Annotated in this window: 16 protein-coding genes and 1 rRNA gene; 16 read left to right on the top strand and 1 reads right to left on the bottom strand. The window is 39.1% G+C overall.

The genetic code is table 11. The features are described from left to right. Complete coding sequence (gene rlmH, locus V471_RS02790) at positions 1–480, bottom strand: 23S rRNA (pseudouridine(1915)-N(3))-methyltransferase RlmH (protein WP_014632473.1); 480 nt, start codon at positions 478–480, stop codon at positions 1–3. A 205-nt stretch (positions 481–685) separates the two neighbouring features. Between rlmH and V471_RS02795 the strand changes: the two genes are divergently transcribed. From V471_RS02795 to V471_RS02870, 16 genes are all read left to right on the top strand, one after another. Then, positions 686–1,921, top strand: a complete 1,236-nt coding sequence (locus tag V471_RS02795; RefSeq protein ID WP_013991347.1) for a S1C family serine protease — start codon at positions 686–688, stop codon at positions 1,919–1,921. Between the two features lie 66 nt (positions 1,922–1,987). Next, a complete protein-coding gene (locus V471_RS02800; RefSeq protein WP_014635206.1) occupies positions 1,988–2,755 on the top strand; it encodes a ParB/RepB/Spo0J family partition protein in 768 nt (255 codons plus the stop codon). 239 nt (positions 2,756–2,994) lie between these two features. After that, on the top strand, positions 2,995–4,359 hold the full coding sequence (dnaA, locus tag V471_RS02805; protein ID WP_049553505.1) for a chromosomal replication initiator protein DnaA: 1,365 nt from the start codon (positions 2,995–2,997) through the stop codon (positions 4,357–4,359). 154 nt (positions 4,360–4,513) lie between these two features. Beyond that, positions 4,514–5,650 (top strand): DNA polymerase III subunit beta, encoded by a 1,137-nt coding sequence (gene dnaN, locus V471_RS02810; RefSeq protein WP_002886270.1) that lies wholly within the window; start codon positions 4,514–4,516, stop codon positions 5,648–5,650. Between the two features lie 51 nt (positions 5,651–5,701). Further along, entirely contained in the window at positions 5,702–5,893 is a 192-nt protein-coding gene (locus tag V471_RS02815; RefSeq protein ID WP_002886272.1) for a DUF951 domain-containing protein, read from the top strand. A 209-nt stretch (positions 5,894–6,102) separates the two neighbouring features. Beyond that, positions 6,103–7,218: a redox-regulated ATPase YchF gene (gene ychF, locus V471_RS02820; RefSeq protein WP_002883967.1), complete on the top strand. Its 1,116-nt coding sequence runs from the start codon at positions 6,103–6,105 to the stop codon at positions 7,216–7,218. A gap of 72 nt (positions 7,219–7,290) precedes the next feature. Then, a complete protein-coding gene (gene pth, locus V471_RS02825) occupies positions 7,291–7,860 on the top strand; it encodes an aminoacyl-tRNA hydrolase (protein ID WP_084871085.1) in 570 nt (189 codons plus the stop codon). Continuing rightward, positions 7,853–11,359 (top strand): transcription-repair coupling factor, encoded by a 3,507-nt coding sequence (gene mfd, locus V471_RS02830; protein WP_084871086.1) that lies wholly within the window; start codon positions 7,853–7,855, stop codon positions 11,357–11,359. Before pth ends, mfd begins: the two co-directional genes overlap by 8 nt. Before the next feature lie 185 nt (positions 11,360–11,544). Beyond that, positions 11,545–11,820 carry an RNA-binding S4 domain-containing protein gene (locus V471_RS02835; RefSeq protein ID WP_002883975.1) on the top strand — a complete coding sequence of 92 codons (276 nt, stop codon included), beginning with the start codon at positions 11,545–11,547 and terminating at the stop codon, positions 11,818–11,820. Continuing rightward, on the top strand, positions 11,804–12,175 hold the full coding sequence (locus V471_RS02840; RefSeq protein ID WP_002886276.1) for an FtsB family cell division protein: 372 nt from the start codon (positions 11,804–11,806) through the stop codon (positions 12,173–12,175). The genes V471_RS02835 and V471_RS02840 overlap by 17 nt, the downstream gene beginning before the upstream one ends. Next, positions 12,175–12,306: an SP_0009 family protein gene (locus V471_RS02845; protein WP_002883955.1), complete on the top strand. Its 132-nt coding sequence runs from the start codon at positions 12,175–12,177 to the stop codon at positions 12,304–12,306. The genes V471_RS02840 and V471_RS02845 overlap by 1 nt, the downstream gene beginning before the upstream one ends. Next, positions 12,303–13,595, top strand: a complete 1,293-nt coding sequence (locus V471_RS02850; RefSeq protein ID WP_084871087.1) for a serine hydrolase — start codon at positions 12,303–12,305, stop codon at positions 13,593–13,595. The genes V471_RS02845 and V471_RS02850 overlap by 4 nt, the downstream gene beginning before the upstream one ends. Further along, positions 13,595–14,860: a tRNA lysidine(34) synthetase TilS gene (gene tilS / locus V471_RS02855; protein ID WP_084871088.1), complete on the top strand. Its 1,266-nt coding sequence runs from the start codon at positions 13,595–13,597 to the stop codon at positions 14,858–14,860. Before V471_RS02850 ends, tilS begins: the two co-directional genes overlap by 1 nt. Before the next feature lie 81 nt (positions 14,861–14,941). Continuing rightward, on the top strand, positions 14,942–15,484 hold the full coding sequence (gene hpt / locus V471_RS02860; RefSeq protein ID WP_084871089.1) for a hypoxanthine phosphoribosyltransferase: 543 nt from the start codon (positions 14,942–14,944) through the stop codon (positions 15,482–15,484). 19 nt (positions 15,485–15,503) lie between these two features. After that, positions 15,504–17,483: an ATP-dependent zinc metalloprotease FtsH gene (ftsH, locus tag V471_RS02865; protein WP_049553502.1), complete on the top strand. Its 1,980-nt coding sequence runs from the start codon at positions 15,504–15,506 to the stop codon at positions 17,481–17,483. A gap of 358 nt (positions 17,484–17,841) precedes the next feature. Then, positions 17,842–19,389: ribosomal RNA gene (locus V471_RS02870) — 16S ribosomal RNA — on the top strand. Positions 19,390–19,423 lie beyond the last annotated feature (34 nt).

Genomic DNA, 19,423 nt, shown 5'->3' on the forward strand with positions numbered 1-19,423 from the left:
CTACTTATGGTAAGGACTTCCCTGCTGAATCATGAATGCGCGATAAATTTGTTCTACTAATACAAGGCGCATAAGCTGATGAGGGAACGTTAAGAGACCAAAACTCATTAATTGATTAGCCCTCTTTTTCACTGTAGGAGAGAGTCCCAAACTTCCCCCTATAATAAAAGTAATATCTGAATAGCCTCTAAGAGTCGCTTGCTCTAACTCTTTAGCAAATTGCTCTGAGGGAAATTGTTTTCCTTCAATAGCTAAGGCAATGACATAATCACGATCACCTACTTTAGCCAAGATACGCTGTCCCTCTTTGTCTAAGATAGCTTTATTTTCAGCTTCGCTTGCATTATCTGGCGTCTTTTCATCCGTTAATTCTATAGACTCAAATTTTGTAAAGCGTCCTAGTCGTTTGACATACTCCGCAATGCCATCTTTCAAATATTTTTCTTTCAATTTTCCAACGGTAATCAATTTAACTTTCATAGGCTTATTATAGCACATATCCACAATCTTTTAACACCTTATCCACACCTTTTTAGTGTCAAGCATCTATAGTTATCCCTATAAAATCGCTTTTTATCTACACTTTTTGAAACTTATCCACAGACTGTTGATAACTGTTCTTTAAAATCACTTTATGATATAATTAAGCTTACTTTGATATGCTTATCAAAAAGGAGGACTAAACGTGAAAAAATTTAACTGGAAAAAAATAGTAGCGCCAATTGCAATGCTTGTTATTGGCTTGCTCGGTGGTTTGCTAGGTGCCTTTATCCTACTAACAGCAGCAGGGGTATCTTTTACCAATTCAACAGATACAGGTGTTAAAACAGCTAAGACCGTATACAATAATACAACAGATACAACTAAAGCTGTTAAGAAAGTACAAAATGCTGTTGTTTCTGTCATCAATTACCAAGAAGGGTCATCTTCAGATTCTCTAAATGAACTTTATGGCCGTATCTTTGGTGGAGATGATAGTTCTGACTCTAGCCAAGACAAATCAAAAGATTCTGATGGGTTACAAGTCGCTGGTGAAGGTTCCGGTGTTATCTATAAAAAGGATGGTAAAGAGGCTTATATCGTAACCAACAACCACGTTGTCGATGGCGCTAAAAAACTTGAAATCATGCTTTCAGATGGATCAAAAATTACTGGTGAACTCGTTGGTAAAGATACTTACTCTGACCTAGCAGTTGTCAAAGTTTCTTCAGATAAAATTAAAACCGTAGCGGAATTTGCAGACTCAAACTCTCTCACAGTCGGTGAGAAGGCAATTGCTATCGGTAGCCCACTTGGTACCGAATACGCCAACTCAGTAACAGAGGGAATCGTTTCTAGCCTTAGCCGTACCGTAACTATGCAAAACGACAATGGTGAAACTGTTTCAACAAATGCTATTCAAACAGATGCTGCCATTAACCCTGGTAACTCAGGTGGTGCCTTAGTCAATATCGAAGGACAAGTTATCGGTATTAACTCAAGTAAAATTTCATCAACGTCAGCAGTCGCTGGTAGCGCCGTTGAAGGTATGGGATTTGCCATTCCATCAAACGATGTTGTCGAAATCATCAATCAATTGGAAAAAGACGGTAAAGTTACACGACCAGCCCTAGGAATCTCAATGGCCGATCTTAATAGCCTTTCTAGCAGTGCAACTTCTAAATTAGATTTACCAGATGATGTGAAAGCTGGAGTTGTAGTCGGCAGCGTTCAAAAAGGTATGCCAGCTGACGGTAAACTTCAAGAAAATGATGTTATCACTGAAATTGACGGTAAGGAAATCAGCTCAAAAACTGATATTCAAACCAATCTTTACAGCCATAGTATTGGAGATACAATCAAGGTAACCTTCTATCGTGGTAAAGAGAAGAAAACTGAAGAACTTAAATTAACAAAATCTACAGAAGACTTGTCTGACTAAGTCATTGACAAATCTGTCAAAAGACCTTTACAATAATGTAAAGGTCCTTTTTTGGAAAGGAATAACATGCAAGAACAACTCAAAGCTTTACCTATTAGTGACATCTATCCCAATCCTTTTCAACCTCGTATAGAGTTCTCTGATGAAGAATTAGCGGAGCTAAGCCAATCGATTGCAGAAAATGGACTAATACAGCCAATCATTGTCCGAAAATCGGATATTATTGGTTATGAACTAATTGCTGGGGAAAGACGTTTACGTGCCTGTAAACGTCTAGGAATGACAGAAATCCCTGCAGTTGTAAAGGAAGTTACAGATCAAGAGAGTCGTAAACAAGCTATTATTGAAAATTTACAACGATCGAATCTCAATCCCATTGAAGAAGCAAAGGCCTATCGTAGTTTAATTAATGAGCTAGCTTATAGTCACGAGGAACTGGCGAAAGCTATGGGGAAATCCAGACCCTATATCAGTAACGCTCTTAGACTCCTCCAACTTCCCCAAGAGATACAGACAAGTATCGAAAATGGCAAACTGAGTCAAGGACATGCTAGAGCACTTTTAGCTGTTGAGGATACAAAAAAGCAACTAACTATCTATCATCAGGTCCTTACTGAAAAATGGTCTGTTCGTACCCTGGAAAAAAGACTTCAAGAACTTCCAAAAAAACAAAAATCAAAAAAAGATATTCATATAAAAGATAAAGAAAAAGAACTTGAAAAATCACTTGGTCTCCCCGTTACTCTTCGTTATCACAAAAATCACTCTGGAACTATTCAGATCCACTTTTCGACAGAAGAAGATTTTAACAGAATTATCAACAAGCTTATTTGACCTGTGAATTGAGGAGAAAAAAGAAACAAACTTATCCACATCATAAAATGGTTGCCCTCCCTTTATTTGAGAGGGTTTCTTTTTTTATTCACAACTTGTGGATAACTCTTGTGCACAATGTGAATTGCCTTTTTTTAGCTTGTGGATAACTTAAGGAACTTTTATCTCCGGACCTGTGGAAAACTTTTTTGTTTTATGATAGAATCAGAGAACAAGAATAAAGAAGGAGAATTGATGGAATGACCGAAAAAGAGCATTTTTTTTGGAATAAGCTCTTAGAGCTGGCCAAAGAGGAACTAACACAAGCCACTTTTGATTATTATGTCCTAGATACCAAGCTCATCAAAGTTCAAGATAACGTTGCTACAATTCTGCTTGAGGAAGTCAAAAAGCTATTCTGGGAAAAGAATATGCAATCTTTCATTTTGATGGCTGGTTTTGAAGCCTATAATAGTGAAATCAAAGTTGAGTACGTCTTTGACGAAGCACTCTTAAACGAGGCAAATTCAACTGTAACAAACAATGACTTTGGCAATAAAAAGGAACAGCAAACACCTGCTCTTCCTACATTGGACTCTGACTTAAATAGTAAGTACACCTTTGATAATTTTATTCAGGGAGATGAAAACCGTTGGTCAGTTGCTGCATCTTTAGCTGTAGCTGATTCACCAGGAGCTACGTATAACCCTCTATTTATTTATGGAGGACCTGGTCTCGGAAAAACTCACTTACTCAATGCCATTGGTAACAAGGTCTTACATGATAATCCTCAAGCACGTATCAAATACATTACTGCAGAGAATTTCATTAATGAATTTGTTGTCCATATCCGTTTAGATAAAATGGATGAACTAAAACTTAAATACCGTCATCTGGACGTTCTCTTAATTGATGATATTCAATCATTGGCTAAAAAATCAACGCAAGCCACTCAAGAGGAATTTTTCAATACTTTCAATGTCCTTCATAATAATAATAAACAAATTGTCCTGACTAGCGACCGTAATCCAGATCAATTGAACGAGATGGAAGAGCGTCTTGTCACGCGCTTTAAATGGGGGTTAACCGTCAACATCACACCACCTGACTTTGAAACGCGAGTGGCCATTCTTACTAATAAGATTATGGACTATGATTATCATTTTCCTCCTGAAACAATTGAGTATTTAGCTGGCCAATTTGATTCAAATGTCCGTGACTTAGAAGGAGCCTTAAAAGATATTAGCTTAGTTGCCAATGTTCGCCAATTAGATACTATCACAGTTGAAGTAGCTGCTGAAGCCATTCGCGCACGTAAAATGGATGGTCCTAAGTTAACTCTTATTCCGATTGAGGATATCCAAACTGAGGTAGGAAAATTTTATAATGTCACTGTAAAAGAGATCAAGGCAACTAAACGAACACAAAATATTGTCTTGGCACGTCAGGTAGCCATGTATCTTGCGCGTGAAATGACTGATAACTCCCTTCCAAAAATTGGAAAAGAATTTGGCGGAAGAGACCACTCAACTGTCCTACATGCATACAATAAAATCAAAAATATGATTGCTCAAGATGACAGTTTACGCATTGAAATTGATACCATCAAAAACAAGATAAAATGACACTTGTGGATAACTATTAAAAATTATCCAAACTTTTCCACAGGCTGTGCACAAGTTTAAAGCCTTGATAAAACTATGTTTTGTAGACTTATGCACAGTGTCCACAAGACCTACTACTACTACTAAAATAATACTAATAAAATAAAGGAGCATCATGATTCAATTTGCGATTAATAAAGCTTATTTCTTACAAGCACTTCATACAACTCGCCGTGCTATTTCTTCTAAAAATGCTATCCCAATTCTATCAACGATTAAAATCGAAGTTACCAGTGATGGTATCTATTTGACAGGATCAAATGGGCAAATCTCAATTGAAAATAGTATCTCAGTTTCAGAAGAAAATGCAGGCCTATTAATTACACAACCAGGTAGTATCCTTTTGGAAGCCAACTTTTTCATTAATGTTGTCTCAAGCTTGCCTGATGTTACCCTTACTTTTGAAGAAATCGAACAATACCAAGTTTTACTGAAGAGTGGTAAATCAGAAATTACCTTGAAAGGGAAAGATGTCGAACAATATCCCCGTATTCAGGAAGTTGATAGCTTGACGCCATTACTCATGGACACAAAAGTGTTAAAATCTATCATTGCTGAAACTTCATTCGCAGCAAGCACACAAGAAAGTCGTCCAATTTTAACCGGTGTTCACTTCGTTCTTTCAAATCATAAAGATCTCAAAGCTGTAGCAACTGACTCTCACCGTATGAGCCAACGCCAACTTGTTTTGGAGCATTCTGCAGATAACTTTGATGTTGTAATCCCAAGTCGCTCACTTAAAGAATTATCGGCAGTCTTTAGCGATGATATTGAAAACATAGAGGTTTTCTTCTCAGCAAATCAAATTCTATTCCGTAGTGAAACAATTTCTTTCTATACACGTCTACTTGAAGGAAATTATCCAGACACGAATCGTCTCTTGTCTGATTCATTTGAAACAGAAGTTGTTTTCGAGACAGCTAGCCTTCGTTCTGCTATGGAACGTTCATATTTGATTTCTAATGCTAGTCAAAGTGGTACCGTCAAACTCGAAATCATCAATGGCAGTGTCAGTGCCCATGTTAATTCACCAGAAGTCGGAAAGGTGAATGAGGATATTGATGTGCAAGATGTTTCTGGTAGTGATCTGGTCATTAGTTTCAACCCAACCTACCTAATAGATGCTTTGAAAGCTCTTAAGAGTGAGACTGTCCGTGTACGTTTCATTTCACCAGTGCGTCCATTTACTTTGACGCCAGCAGATGACAGTGAGAATTTTATTCAATTGATTACACCTGTAAGAACAAACTAAAATCGAAAAAGTTATCCACTGTGGATAACTTTTTTACTAGAAAGGGAGTTTATGTACCAAATTGGAAGTTTAGTTGAAATGAAAAAACCACATGCTTGTACCATCAAAGCAACAGGAAAAAAAGCTAATGAATGGGAAGTGACCCGTCTTGGGGCTGACATTAAGATCCGTTGTACGAATTGTGATCATGTGGTTATGATGAGTCGTCATGATTTCGAAAAGAAACTTAAGAAGGTTTTATAACAGACATTGGGGAGTCCGTATAAGGCGGTTCTTGTCTTTAGAAAATTAGTTTACTAGCAATATAAAAACTTTCTAGAGTCCCCAATCATCTTCTTTATAGCATTTTTTGCCTTGCTTTCCTTTTTATGATTCTCAAAGGGAAGTTGCCTATTTTTAACAATTTTTGTGTTATAATTAACTGAATTACTTTTTTATGGAGAAATAAATTAATGGCTTTAACAGCAGGTATCGTTGGTTTGCCAAACGTTGGTAAATCAACTCTTTTCAATGCAATTACAAAAGCGGGTGCGGAAGCTGCTAACTATCCTTTCGCGACAATTGATCCAAACGTCGGAATGGTTGAGGTACCAGATGAGCGTTTGACGAAACTGACTGAACTTATTACCCCTAAAAAGACTGTTCCAACCACATTTGAGTTCACAGATATTGCGGGTATCGTAAAAGGAGCATCAAAGGGTGAAGGTCTTGGAAATAAGTTCTTGGCGAACATTCGTGAAGTAGATGCGATTGTCCATGTGGTTCGTGCTTTCGATGATGAAAATGTTATGCGTGAACAAGGGCGTGAGGATGCCTTTGTAGATCCTATGGCTGATATCGATACAATCAACCTAGAATTGATTTTGGCTGACCTTGAATCAATTAACAAACGTTATGCGCGTGTCGAAAAAATTGCGCGTACACAAAAAGATAAAGATTCTGTGGCAGAGTTTAATATTCTTCAAAAGATTAAACCTGTTCTAGAAGATGGTAAGTCTGCACGTACGATTGATTTTACTGAGGAAGAGCAAAAAATTGTTAAGGGACTCTTCCTCTTGACAACAAAACCAGTACTTTATGTGGCTAACGTTGATGAAGACCAAGTCGCAAATCCTGATGATATTGACTATGTCAAACAAATTCGTGAGTTTGCAGCGACTGAAAATGCAGAAGTAGTTGTTATCTCGGCACGTGTTGAGGAAGAAATTTCTGAATTGGATGATGAAGACAAAGAAATGTTCTTGGAAGACCTTGGTTTGACAGAATCAGGAGTTGATAAACTGACACGCGCAGCCTATCATTTGCTTGGTCTAGGAACTTACTTTACTGCTGGTGAGAAAGAAGTGCGTGCTTGGACCTTTAAACGAGGCATCAAGGCTCCACAAGCAGCAGGAATTATCCACTCTGACTTCGAGAAAGGATTTATCCGTGCTGTAACCATGTCTTACGATGATCTCATTAAATATGGTTCTGAGAAAGCTGTTAAGGAAGCTGGTCGCCTTCGTGAAGAAGGAAAAGAATACGTTGTTCAAGATGGCGACATCATGGAATTCCGTTTCAATGTTTAGAAAATAAAAAATAGTGCACAAGACTGAAAAGTATTTTTCAGTCCTTTTGCTGTTTATCAAAGAGGAGAAATAATGACAAAATTAGTAGTTGGCTTGGGAAATCCTGGTTCAAGATACCATGAGACACGTCACAATGTTGGTTTTATGGCCATTGACCTGATGGCTAAGGAACTAGGATTAACTTTTTCTGAAGAAAAGACCTTTAAGGCTGAAGTGACTTCGACCTTTTTAAATGGTGAGAAGGTTTATTTTGTGAAACCAACAACCTTTATGAATCTATCAGGTCTAGCTGTTAGAGCATTACTAGCTTATTACAATATTCCTATAGAGGATTTTATCGTCATTTACGATGACTTAGATATGGAAGTTGGAAAATTGCGCTTTCGTCAAAAAGGTTCAGCAGGTGGTCATAATGGGATTAAATCTATCATTGCTGAAACTGGCACTCAAGAATTTGACCGTATAAAAATTGGTATTGGTCGCCCACAGAAAGGAATGACGGTCGTTAATCATGTCCTTGGAAAATTTAGTGAAGATGATTATGCCACAATTTTACTGACTTTAGACAAGGTAGAGACGGCCCTAAATCATTACCTTAAAACAAATGATTTCGAAGACACTATGAGGCGTTATAATGGCTAATACCCTATTAGATCTTTTTGAGAAGAATCATCAATTGCTTGAGTGGCGTGATAAAGTAACCTTATTGAGTAGGCAGTTGGTCATGGGATTTTCTGGTTCCAGCAAGGCAGTTGTCATGGCATCTTCCCTTTCTGAGCAGGTTCCCAAGATCCTAATCGTTACTTCAACACAAAATGAAGCTGAGCAACTAACAGGAGATTTGTCAGCTATCTTAGGAGAGGATAAGGTTTATTCTTTTTTTGCAGATGATGTAGTAGCTGCAGAGTTTATCTTCGCTTCTCCAGAAAAGACCCATTCTCGTCTCGAAAGTCTTAACTTTTTAATAGATAAAGAGGCAAGTGGAATCTTGGTTACGAGTTTAGTTGGTACTAAGTTACATTTGCCGAATCCTGAGGTTTATAAAGACTCTCGCATTGACTTAACACTAGGGGAGGAACATGATTTAGAGGCTCTCAGTAAGCATCTGACTCATATTGGATACCAAAGGGTAGAGCAAGTTCTCTCACCTGGTGAGTTCAGTCGTAGAGGCGATATTTTAGATATTTATGAACTGACTGCAGAACTCCCCTACCGTTTAGAATTTTTTGGAGACGAGATTGATGGTATTCGTCAGTTTGATAGCGATAGTCAGAAATCTTTAGACAATTTAGAGCATGTTATCGTATCACCGGCAGATGATATTATCTTAACAAGAGAAGACTACCAACGTGCTGAGAAGGCCCTAGAAAGTGCGGTCTCAAAGGCAGAAGGTTCTCATAAGGCTTACCTTGAGGAGGTTCTGTCGGTTACGATTGATGGTTACCGTCATAAAGATTTGCGTAAGTTTTTATCTCTCTTTTATGATAAAGCTTACACCTTATTTGACTACCTTCCAAAGGAAGCTCCTGTATTCATTGATGATTTTCAAAAGATAGTGGACCGCAATGGACGTCTTGAGTTGGAGGTGGCTAATCTTTTAACTGAGGATCTTCACCAGGGCAAGTCTCTGAGTCATCTAAATTACTTAGTGGATTCATTTAAGACTTTACGTAACTATCAGCCAGCTAGTTTCTTTTCGAATTTTCATAAGGGATTGGGAAATCTTAAATTTGATAAGTTGTATCAATTCACGCAATACCCTATGCAGGAGTTCTTTAACCAGTTCCCACTTCTAGTTGATGAAATACATCGCTATACCAAGAATAAGGCAACAGTTATTTTACAAGTGGGGTCTGAGAAGCAGCTCAAATCTTTGAAGGAAACCTTGGAAGAATATGATTTAGATTTACCCCTTAGTAGTTTTGGAGATTTGATACCTCATAAGCCTCAGTTAGTCTTAGGTAACTTATCCAATGGTTTTTACTTTGCGGATGAAAAGCTTGTTCTTGTCACTGAACGTGAGATTTTTCATAAAAAAGTAAAACGTCGTGCGCGTGCCAGTCACGTTTCCAATGCTGAGCGTCTCAAAGATTACAATGAACTTGAAAAAGGTGATTATGTTGTACACCAGACTCATGGTATCGGTCAATTTAAAGGTATTGAGACTATTGAGATTAAAGGGGTGCATCGTGACTACTTGACCATCCAATATCAGGATGCGGCAACAATTTCTCTACCTGTTGAGCAGATTGAGAGTCTCTCTAAGTATGTGTCAGCGGACGGAAAAGAGCCTAAAATTAATAAACTCAATGATGGGCGTTTCCAAAAGACTAAACAAAAAGTAAGCAAGCAAGTAGAGGATATTGCCGATGATCTCTTAAAACTTTATGCTGAGCGTAGTCAACTTAAAGGTTTTGCTTTTTCACCAGATGATGATAACCAAAGGGATTTCGAAGATGATTTTGCCTATGCTGAGACAGAGGATCAATTGCGTTCTATCAAGGAAATTAAGGTAGACATGGAGTCAGACAAACCCATGGATCGTCTCTTGGTGGGGGATGTTGGTTTTGGTAAGACAGAGGTAGCTATGCGTGCTGCCTTCAAGGTGGCCAATGATGGAAAGCAAGTTGCTATCCTAGTTCCTACAACAGTTCTTGCCCATCAGCACTATTTGAATTTTAAAGAACGTTTTGAAAATCATGCTGTTGAGGTAGATGAACTCAGTCGTTTTAGAAGTAAAAAAGAGCAAAATGAGACTATTGAAAATCTAGCTAAAGGGCGTATTGATATTATTATTGGTACTCACCGCCTGCTGTCCAAAGATGTTAAGTTTTCTGATTTAGGATTGCTAGTAATTGATGAAGAACAACGTTTTGGCGTGAAGCATAAAGAGAAACTTAAGGAGTTGAAAGCTAAGGTTGATGTCCTTACTCTAACTGCGACACCTATTCCTCGTACGCTTCATATGTCTATGTTAGGTATTCGTGATTTGTCGATTATTGAGACAGCACCTACCAACCGTTATCCAGTTCAAACTTATGTTATGGAAACCAATCCTAGTCTTATTCGAGAAGCGATATTAAGAGAGATGGACCGAGGCGGCCAGATTTTTTATGTTTATAATCGTGTTGAAACCATTGATCAAAAAGTTTCTGAACTACATGAGCTGGTCCCTGAAGCACGTATCGGATTTGTTCATGGTCAGATGAGTGAGGTTATGTTGGAGAATACCCTCTTGGATTTCTTGAATGGTGATTACGATGTTTTGGTAGCAACGACTATTATCGAGACAGGGATTGATATCTCCAATGTTAATACTCTCTTTATTGAGAATGCAGATCATATGGGCTTATCTACTCTTTATCAGTTGAGAGGTCGTGTGGGGCGTAGTAATCGAATTGCTTATGCCTATCTCATGTATCGTCCTGATAAAGTGTTGACGGAAGTCTCTGAGAAGAGATTGGATGCTATTAAGGGCTTTACAGAACTGGGATCAGGTTTCAAAATTGCCATGCGTGATTTATCAATTCGTGGTGCCGGGAACATTCTTGGTGCTTCTCAAAGTGGATTCATCGACTCAGTCGGGTTTGAAATGTACTCACAACTCTTGGAAGAGGCTATCAATAAACGTCAAGGTAAAACTCAAGTTCGACGTAAAGGAAATGCAGAGTTCAATCTTCAGATTGATGCTTACCTCCCTTCTGACTATATTTCTGACGAGCGCCAAAAAATTGAAATTTATAAGCGTATTCGAGAAATTGAGAATCAGAAAGACTATCAAGACCTTCAAGATGAGCTTATTGACCGCTTTGGAGAATATCCAGACCAAGTTGCCTATCTCATTGAGATTGGTCTGGTTAAGGCCTATTTGGATGCTGCCTTTGCAGAATTAGTCGAGCGTAAGAACGATACTATTATTGTTCGTTTCGAAAAAGCCTCTCTTAAATTCTTCTTGACTCAAGACTATTTCGAAGCTATCTCTAAAACGCATTTAAAAGCAAAAATCAGTGATAATCAGGGGAAAGTAGAGATTACTTTTGATGTTCGTAACAAGAAAGACTATGAGATTCTTGAAGAATTAAAGATTTTTGGACAGACATTTATGGAAATCAAAGAACGTAAAGAAAAAAAAGAAGCTTAAGGAAAGTTTAAGTAAGTTTCTCTATACTATAAAACATCCTAAAACTTTTCTTTTTCATAAATCTCCTGAGAGGGTCGACTAGTGTCGATCCTCTTATTTTTGTACTTGAAAAGGCTTTAGTCCCCTATTTTCTCAAAAAAATGCTATCATAGAGGAGATATCCTAACGAAAAGGAAACAGTAACATTGAGATTAGACAAATATTTAAAAGTATCACGAATTATCAAACGCCGTCCAGTTGCTAAAGAAGTAGCTGATAAAGGACGTATAAAAGTAAATGGAGTACTCGCTAAGTCATCTACAGATTTAAAAATTGGTGACCAAGTGGAAGTTCGTTTTGGAAATAAACTTCTAACTGTCCGTGTTTTAGAAATGAAAGACAGTACTAAAAAAGAAGATGCGGCAAAAATGTACGAGATTATAAGTGAAACAAGGATTGAAGCAGATGAGCAAGAAGCCTAATATTGTACAGCTTACGAACGATTACATTGATAATGCCAATCAAGAGCAACGATTAGAGCGTGCCGAACACGAACAAAGGAATCGCTTTATGGGGTGGATTCTCTTTGTGGTTGTCTTACTCTTTATCTTGCCAACCTATAATTTGGTTGAGACCTATATGAATATCAAACAGCAAGAGAAGGAAGTCTTGTCGCTTCAGAAAGACTATGATAAATTGTCGGATCAGACAAAGGAACGAAAGGATTTGGCTAAGAAACTTAAGGATGATGCTTTCGCCGAGAAATATGCGCGTGCTAAGTACTATTATTCACGTGAAGGAGAGTCAATCTATCCTGTACCAAGCTTATTACCCTAATGAAAGATTTACTAAAAACTGTAGAAACTTTTTTAACCTATTCAGAAGCCAAGTTAGAGGAACTATCAGAAAAAAATCAGCAACTTAAAACGGAATTACCGAGGAAAGAGGAGGTGAAGAAGCAAGCATGAAAAAGCTCTTAATAGCTGCAACTGTTGTGCTTGTATCTTCTAGCCCCCTGGTCCTACTTCCTATGGAGAAGGAGCTAACTCTGACCCCAAAACAGGTCCAAAAATTGACTCAAAATACTACAGCTAGCTTGACTCAATTTAAACAGGTTCCTAAAAACCCAAGAACGATAACAACTATCCTAACTTATAAGAACAAGGATTTAACAGAATTTAAAACCAGTATCCAAGCGGATACCAAACTATCGATTTCTGCTATTTTTTGGAATGCTAAAGGTGAGCCTGTTTTCCAACTTCAAGATGGTGATTATGTAGCGGCTAGTCAGAAATCAATTGTAGACGACAGTATCTATAATCAAAAAACAGTAGATATGACCTTCTGGACTAAAGATGGTTTAACGGTATACAAAGAACCTTACGTTTTAGGAACTGAAAAAGCTGACTCCAAACTCGCTAGTTTTAAACCCATTAAGGTTAGCCAAGCAGCTCAGACGCATGCAGGGACCTACTATTTGGTAGACGGAGAGGGTTGGATTAATGCTTCTGATTTGTCAAGGATTGACAATCGCATCGAGGCTGTTCAAAAAGTCCTTAATGAGAAGTATAACAATCAAGAGCGCATCTCAGTTTATGTTAAACAGCTTGATACGGACCGAGTAGCTGCTATCAATGACGAAAAAAGCATGTATGCAGCTAGCGTAGCCAAGCTTGGAGTACTTTATTATGCACAGGAACGTCTGTCTCAAAAAAAATTATCATTATCAGATGAGTATCAATATACCTCTGCTGTAAATGGTTTTCCAGGTGCCTATGATCCAGATGGTTCTGGAAAGATTAGTAAGATGCCTGATGATAAGAATTACAGCTTGGAAAATCTGTTAAAGGCTGTAGCCCAAAACTCAGATAATGTAGCGACAAATATATTAGGTTATTATGTAACTAATCAGTATGACAAGGCCTTCCAAAAATCAGTAGATAAAGCCGCAGCGACTTCGTGGAATATGGATAAAAAGGAGTTGACTGCTAGAGCCGCGGGTACTTTGATGGAGGCTGTTTATAGACAAAATGGAGATATTATCAATTATCTTTCAAGTACGGACTATGATGGCGAACGTATTTCCAAAAACATTGATGTTCCCGTCGCTCATAAAATTGGTGATGCCTACGACTTTAAACATGACGCCGCTATTGTTTATGCAGATTCTCCCTTTATTCTATCGATTTTTACGGATAAAGAGGGCTATGACAAAATCACCTCAATTGCAGATGATGTTTATGGAATTTTAAAATAATGACACAAAAATTGTTGCAAATGATGCAAGCCAAGGGTTATTTTAACCAGCACAAGAAAATTTTAGTAGCAGTATCAGGTGGAGCAGACTCTATGAGTTTGCTGCACTTTTTGTATAACCATCAAAAAGATTTGGATATTCAGTTGGGGATTGCTCACGTTAACCATAAACAACGACAAGAGTCGGAGCATGAAGAAGCGTATTTACGTCATTGGGCAGAGGAACATAAGGTCCCTTTTCACTATAGTGCCTTCTCAGGAAAGTTTTCAGAAAATGCTGCCCGTACCTTTCGCTATGAGTTTTTTAAGCGGGTCATGAAAGATTATGATTACTCTGCTCTTGTAACAGCCCATCATGCAGATGATCAAGCAGAGACGATTTTTATGAGACTGTTGAGAGGAAGTCGTTTAAGACACCTGACAGGAATTTCAGCTATCAGACCATTTGGCACTGGTCAGATTATTCGTCCCTTTTTGCATCTTACGAAAGATCAGCTTCCCGTAACTTTCCATTTTGAAGATAGGAGTAATACGTCACTAGCCTATTTTCGGAATCGCATCAGATTGACCTATCTTCCTACCTTATCTCAGGAAAATCCTAAATTTAAGGAGCACCTTTGTCTTTTAGCCGAGGAGATTGGTCTTATGAAGCAAGCTTTAGGGGAGTTAACAAAGGATATTACTATTACTGATTTATCTGTTTTTCAGCAACAGTCAGATGCTGTCCAGCTCTTTCTTCTTCAGAACTATTTAGATACCTTTCCTGATTTACAGCTTTCTAAAGGCCAATTTAATCAATTGATAAGTTATCTAAGGAAAAATGTTTCAGGAAAGATCCCCCTAAAAAATGGTTACGAACTAGTAAAAACACAGACTTCTTTCCTAATAAGGAAAGAAGAGGCTATCTCTTTATCCCCTCCTTGTCTCTTAGAATTTGGAAAATCTGTTGAGTTTGAGGATTATACCTTGAGTTTTTCAGAATTCAATGACGTTTCTAACGCAGATACTATTAGTATTTGGTCAGATTCCCCAATAGTGATTCGTCATAGAAAAGAAGGCGATAAGATTGACCTTGGTAGTCACCATAAAAAATTAAGACGACTATTTATAGACAATAAGATTTTAGAGAAGGATCGTCAAAAAGCCATTATAGGAGAACAAGATGGTCAGATTATTTTTCTTTATGTTGCTGGGCGTCTCTATTTGAAAAAAAGGCCTGAAAATGCTATACTTTATGGCACTGTAGTCATTTATAAGAATTTCTAATCAAATACCATGTTCAAATAACGATGATTGAAGTAAAAGTGGTATAATAACAGAATATTGACTTCGAGAAAGGGAACCCAAATGTTAGAAAAAGACATTAAAAAACTCCTCTTTTCCCAAGAGGATATCGTAGCTAAAACTAAAGAACTAGGACAACAATTGACAGAGGATTATGCGGGGAAAAATCCTCTACTAGTCTGTGTTTTGAAAGGTGCTGTTCCATTTATGGCAGAACTTATCAAACATATCGATACCCATATTGAGATGGACTTTATGGTCGTTTCAAGTTATGGTGGTGGAACTGTCAGCAGTGGTGAAGTAAAGATTCTTAAAGATGTTGACACTAATGTTGAAGGACGAGATATCATCTTTATTGAAGATATCATTGATACAGGTCGTACGCTCCTTTATCTTCGAGATATGTTCAAGTACCGTAAAGCCAATTCAGTCAAAATCGCAACTCTTTTTGATAAACCAGAAGGTCGTGTTGTTGATATTGAGGCAGATTACGTATGTTACGATGTTCCTAATGAATTTATCGTTGGTTTCGGACTAGACTATGATGAAAAATACCGTAACCTCCCTTATGTCGGTGTCCTAAAAGAAGAAATTTATACAAAATAAGTAAAGGTCTAATTAATTTATGAATAATAAAAATAATAATGGCTTCTTACGGAACGCTTTTCTCTACATCATAGTTATTATTGCGGTTGTAACCGGAGTACAATACTTTGCAGGAGGAAGCCAAAGCCCAAGTCAACAATTGTCTTACACACAGTTGGTTAAGAAAATTGAAGATGGTAAGGTAAAATCTATCACTTATCAGCCAGACGGTAGTATCATTGAAGTTAAAGGTAGCTACAAAAAGGCCGAAAAGGTTGATACTGATCTTAGTCTACCATTTTTAGGTAGTGCATCATCAGAGACACGTAGCTTTACATCGACTGTGCTGCAGAATGAAACAACCATGCAGAAATTGCAGTCAGCATCAGAAGCAGCTGATGTTAATGTTAAAATGATACGTGAAAGTTCAAGTGGTGCTTGGATTTCATATCTTTTTAGTTACCTACCTTTGATTGGGATTGCTATTTTCTTCCTTTTCATGATGAATCAAGGTGGTAACCGCGGTGCAATGAATTTTGGCCGCAACCGTGCTAAGACTCAATCAAAAGAGAATATTAAAGTTCGTTTCACAGATGTGGCTGGTGCGGAAGAAGAAAAAGAAGAACTTGTAGAAGTCGTAGATTTCCTCAAAAATCCACGTAAATATAAAGCACTTGGTGCACGTATCCCTAAGGGTGTTCTCCTTGAAGGCCCTCCAGGGACAGGTAAAACTCTGCTTGCTAAAGCTGTTGCTGGTGAAGCAGATGTTCCTTTCTTTAGTATCTCAGGTTCTGATTTCGTAGAGATGTTTGTCGGTGTCGGAGCAAGTCGTGTTCGTAGTCTTTTTGAAGACGCTAAGAAGGCCGAACGTGCTATTATCTTTATTGATGAAATCGATGCGGTTGGCCGTCGTCGTGGTACTGGAATGGGCGGCGGTAACGACGAACGTGAACAAACCCTTAACCAACTGTTGATAGAAATGGATGGTTTTGATGGAAATGAGAATATCATTGTCATTGCTGCAACCAACCGCAGTGATGTTCTTGATCCAGCCCTCCTACGTCCAGGACGTTTTGACCGTAAAGTTCTTGTTGGTCGCCCAGATGTAAAAGGCCGAGAAGCTATCTTGAAAGTCCATGCCAAGAATAAACCATTGGCTGAAGATGTTGACCTTAAAGTTGTTGCTCAACAAACTCCAGGTTTTGTTGGAGCTGACTTAGAGAATGTCTTGAATGAAGCAGCCCTAGTTGCTGCACGACGTAGTAAGACTAAAATTGATGCTAGTGATATCGACGAAGCAGAGGATCGTGTTATTGCTGGACCATCTAAGAAAGACCGCCAAGTTTCAGAACACGAACGTAAAGTTGTGGCTTACCATGAAGCCGGTCATACAATTGTTGGTTTAACACTTTCTAGCGCTCGTGATGTTCACAAGGTTACTATTGTTCCACGAGGTCGCGCAGGTGGTTATATGATTTCTCTACCAAAAGAGGATCAGATGTTGTCATCTAAAGATGAGCTAAAAGAACAATTGGCAGGTCTTATGGGTGGACGTGTTGCAGAAGAAATTATTTTCAACGTTCAAACATCAGGTGCTTCAAATGACTTTGAGCAAGCAACACAGTTAGCACGTGCAATGGTTACTGAATATGGTATGAGCGAAAAACTTGGACCAGTCCAATATGAGGGTAATCATGCGATGAATCCAGGACAATTTACGACAGATAAGTCTTACTCAGCTCATACAGCTCAACTTATTGACGAAGAAATTCGATCACTTTTAGTTGAGGCACATGACAAAGCAGCTGAAATTATCAATGCAAACCGAGAAACACATGCTCTCATTGCAGAAGCTTTGCTTAAGTATGAAACACTTGATGCTGCACAAATCAAGTCAATTTATGAGACTGGTAAGATGCCGGAGGATTCTCTTGGAGATTCAGAAGAAGATAATCATGCCCTATCTTACGATGAAGTCAAAGAAAGAATTGAAAATAAAAATAAAGATGAAGAAGAGTAAGGAGTTTTACTCTTCTTTTTTTAGATAAATCGAGAGAAGAAATACTATTAAAAATATTATAAAAAAAGAAAATTAAAATCAATACAAGTTATTGACAAGACAGGTCAGAGATGATATTATAAATAAGCTGTTTCGCGAGAGACAGCAGACACGAGAAGTAAAAAAACTTCAAAAAAAGTGTTGACAAGGCATTCTAGATTTGCTAGAATATAGAAGTTGTCTTAAGAGAGACAAAGACCTTTGAGAACTGAATAAGAAACCAAGTGCAGGGTTATAGAAGAAATTATAACCTGTCAATTTACAAGAATAAATCGTCAGACGACGGTAATGAGTTAACGCTCGAACAATTATTAAATTTTTTAATGAGAGTTTGATCCTGGCTCAGGACGAACGCTGGCGGCGTGCCTAATACATGCAAGTAGAACGCTGAAGAGAGGAGCTTGCTCTTCTTGGATGAGTTGCGAACGGGTGAGTAACGCGTAGGTAACCTGCCTTGTAGCGGGGGATAACTATTGGAAACGATAGCTAATACCGCATAACAATGGATGACCCATGTCATTTATTTGAAAGGGGCAAATGCTCCACTACAAGATGGACCTGCGTTGTATTAGCTAGTAGGTGAGGTAACGGCTCACCTAGGCGACGATACATAGCCGACCTGAGAGGGTGATCGGCCACACTGGGACTGAGACACGGCCCAGACTCCTACGGGAGGCAGCAGTAGGGAATCTTCGGCAATGGGGGCAACCCTGACCGAGCAACGCCGCGTGAGTGAAGAAGGTTTTCGGATCGTAAAGCTCTGTTGTAAGTCAAGAACGAGTGTGAGAGTGGAAAGTTCACACTGTGACGGTAGCTTACCAGAAAGGGACGGCTAACTACGTGCCAGCAGCCGCGGTAATACGTAGGTCCCGAGCGTTGTCCGGATTTATTGGGCGTAAAGCGAGCGCAGGCGGTTTGATAAGTCTGAAGTTAAAGGCTGTGGCTCAACCATAGTTCGCTTTGGAAACTGTCAAACTTGAGTGCAGAAGGGGAGAGTGGAATTCCATGTGTAGCGGTGAAATGCGTAGATATATGGAGGAACACCGGTGGCGAAAGCGGCTCTCTGGTCTGTAACTGACGCTGAGGCTCGAAAGCGTGGGGAGCGAACAGGATTAGATACCCTGGTAGTCCACGCCGTAAACGATGAGTGCTAGGTGTTGGATCCTTTCCGGGATTCAGTGCCGCAGCTAACGCATTAAGCACTCCGCCTGGGGAGTACGACCGCAAGGTTGAAACTCAAAGGAATTGACGGGGGCCCGCACAAGCGGTGGAGCATGTGGTTTAATTCGAAGCAACGCGAAGAACCTTACCAGGTCTTGACATCCCGATGCTATTTCTAGAGATAGAAAGTTACTTCGGTACATCGGTGACAGGTGGTGCATGGTTGTCGTCAGCTCGTGTCGTGAGATGTTGGGTTAAGTCCCGCAACGAGCGCAACCCCTATTGTTAGTTGCCATCATTCAGTTGGGCACTCTAGCGAGACTGCCGGTAATAAACCGGAGGAAGGTGGGGATGACGTCAAATCATCATGCCCCTTATGACCTGGGCTACACACGTGCTACAATGGTTGGTACAACGAGTTGCGAGTCGGTGACGGCAAGCTAATCTCTTAAAGCCAATCTCAGTTCGGATTGTAGGCTGCAACTCGCCTACATGAAGTCGGAATCGCTAGTAATCGCGGATCAGCACGCCGCGGTGAATACGTTCCCGGGCCTTGTACACACCGCCCGTCACACCACGAGAGTTTGTAACACCCGAAGTCGGTGAGATAACCTTTTGGAGCCAGCCGCCTAAGGTGGGATAGATGATTGGGGTGAAGTCGTAACAAGGTAGCCGTATCGGAAGGTGCGGCTGGATCACCTCCTTTCTAAGGAAAAACGGAATGTACTTGAGTTTCTTAT

This window comes from Streptococcus salivarius (assembly GCF_002094975.1).
Classification (GTDB): Bacteria; Bacillota; Bacilli; order Lactobacillales; family Streptococcaceae; genus Streptococcus; species Streptococcus salivarius_D.

What these genes read in the sequence shown, in the direction of transcription:
- rlmH (WP_014632473.1), bottom strand. Translation starts at nt 480, where the DNA reads ATGAAAGTTAAATTGATTACCGTTGGAAAATTGAAAGAAAAATATTTG.
- V471_RS02800 (WP_014635206.1), top strand. Translation starts at nt 1,988, where the DNA reads ATGCAAGAACAACTCAAAGCTTTACCTATTAGTGACATCTATCCCAAT.
- dnaA (WP_049553505.1), top strand. Translation starts at nt 2,995, where the DNA reads ATGACCGAAAAAGAGCATTTTTTTTGGAATAAGCTCTTAGAGCTGGCC.
- dnaN (WP_002886270.1), top strand. Translation starts at nt 4,514, where the DNA reads ATGATTCAATTTGCGATTAATAAAGCTTATTTCTTACAAGCACTTCAT.
- V471_RS02815 (WP_002886272.1), top strand. Translation starts at nt 5,702, where the DNA reads ATGTACCAAATTGGAAGTTTAGTTGAAATGAAAAAACCACATGCTTGT.
- ychF (WP_002883967.1), top strand. Translation starts at nt 6,103, where the DNA reads ATGGCTTTAACAGCAGGTATCGTTGGTTTGCCAAACGTTGGTAAATCA.
- pth (WP_084871085.1), top strand. Translation starts at nt 7,291, where the DNA reads ATGACAAAATTAGTAGTTGGCTTGGGAAATCCTGGTTCAAGATACCAT.
- mfd (WP_084871086.1), top strand. Translation starts at nt 7,853, where the DNA reads ATGGCTAATACCCTATTAGATCTTTTTGAGAAGAATCATCAATTGCTT.
- V471_RS02840 (WP_002886276.1), top strand. Translation starts at nt 11,804, where the DNA reads ATGAGCAAGAAGCCTAATATTGTACAGCTTACGAACGATTACATTGAT.
- V471_RS02845 (WP_002883955.1), top strand. Translation starts at nt 12,175, where the DNA reads ATGAAAGATTTACTAAAAACTGTAGAAACTTTTTTAACCTATTCAGAA.
- V471_RS02850 (WP_084871087.1), top strand. Translation starts at nt 12,303, where the DNA reads ATGAAAAAGCTCTTAATAGCTGCAACTGTTGTGCTTGTATCTTCTAGC.
- tilS (WP_084871088.1), top strand. Translation starts at nt 13,595, where the DNA reads ATGACACAAAAATTGTTGCAAATGATGCAAGCCAAGGGTTATTTTAAC.
- hpt (WP_084871089.1), top strand. Translation starts at nt 14,942, where the DNA reads ATGTTAGAAAAAGACATTAAAAAACTCCTCTTTTCCCAAGAGGATATC.
- ftsH (WP_049553502.1), top strand. Translation starts at nt 15,504, where the DNA reads ATGAATAATAAAAATAATAATGGCTTCTTACGGAACGCTTTTCTCTAC.